Origin of the sequence: Spirillospora sp. NPDC046719 (genome assembly GCF_040645715.1) — a bacterium.
Lineage (GTDB): Bacteria > Actinomycetota > Actinomycetes > Streptosporangiales > Streptosporangiaceae > Spirillospora.
In genome coordinates this window covers 1-1,094 of record NZ_JBEYYT010000940.1, presented here as the reverse complement: position 1 = coordinate 1,094, position 1,094 = coordinate 1, and the positions used below count along the sequence as shown (strand labels likewise).

Annotated in this window: 1 protein-coding gene; it reads left to right on the top strand. The window is 71.1% G+C overall.

The window, feature by feature from the left end; translation table 11 throughout:
• Window positions 1-195 precede the first annotated feature (195 nt).
• Window positions 196-975 (top strand): helix-turn-helix domain-containing protein, encoded by a 780-nt coding sequence (locus tag ABZ914_RS51725; RefSeq protein WP_433135719.1) that lies wholly within the window; start codon window positions 196-198, stop codon window positions 973-975.
• Window positions 976-1,094 lie beyond the last annotated feature (119 nt).

The following is a 1,094-nucleotide window of genomic DNA, read 5'->3' as shown; positions in this document are numbered from 1 at the left end:
CCCCGGTCGATAACCGGGGCGGAGGCCGGGACGCGGTCCGCCGGACGGTGCGGCGGACGTTCAGGCGGTCGTTCCGGCATCAGCGTCAGGGGCGGCTGACGTGGGTGGATGGATTACCTCCGGCGTAATCGCCGGCATGATCCCCGGCCCGATAGCGTCAGGGACGTGACGACGATGACGACGGCGTTGAGCGACGTGAGACCTATCGGAGAGCAGCTGCGCGCATGGCGGCAGCGGCGGAGGCTGAGCCAGCTGGAGCTGGCGTCGGAGGCGGACGTGTCGACCCGGCACCTGAGCTTCGTGGAGACGGGACGGTCGGCCCCGAGCCGGGAGATGGTGCTGCGGCTCGCCGAGCACCTCGACGTCCCGCTGCGCGACCGGAACCTGCTGCTGGTCGCGGCCGGGTACGCGCCGGTGTTCGACGAGACGCCGATCGAGGAACCGCGGATGGACACCGTCCGCGCGGCGCTGCGGCAGGTGCTGGACGGCCACGAGCCGTACCCGGCCGTGGTGGTGGACCGCTTCTGGAACCTGATCGACGCCAATTCGGCGGCGCAGTTGTTCATGGAGGGCGCGCCTCCGGAACTGCTGCAGCCACCGCTGAACGTGCTGCGCCTCAGCATGCACCCCGACGGGATGGCCAAGAACATCCTCAATCTGGCGGAGTGGCGGGCCCACATGATCGACCGGGTGCGGCGCCATGTCGCGCTCACCGCCGACGCCGCGCTGACGCAGCTGTACCAGGAGCTGCGCGCGTTCCCGGGGGACGTGGGGGAGGCGATGGCCCCGCCGGCGGACCACGACGTCTTCGTGCCGCTGCGGATGCGGATCGACGGCCGGGAGCTGTCCTTCTTCAGCACCATCGCGACGTTCGGGACGCCCGTGGACATCACCGTCGCCGAACTGGCGATCGAGTCGTTCTATCCGGCGGACGAGGCGACCACCGCGTTCCTGCGCGAGCGCGCCGGCTGGTGAGCCAACGTCCCGGGGCGCGGGGCCCCGGGACGCCGCCCGCTCACTCCTCGGCTTTCAGCAGGTCGTGCCGAGGGTGACGGTCTGGCCGGAGGCGTTCATCACGAACGCGAGGGCCAGCA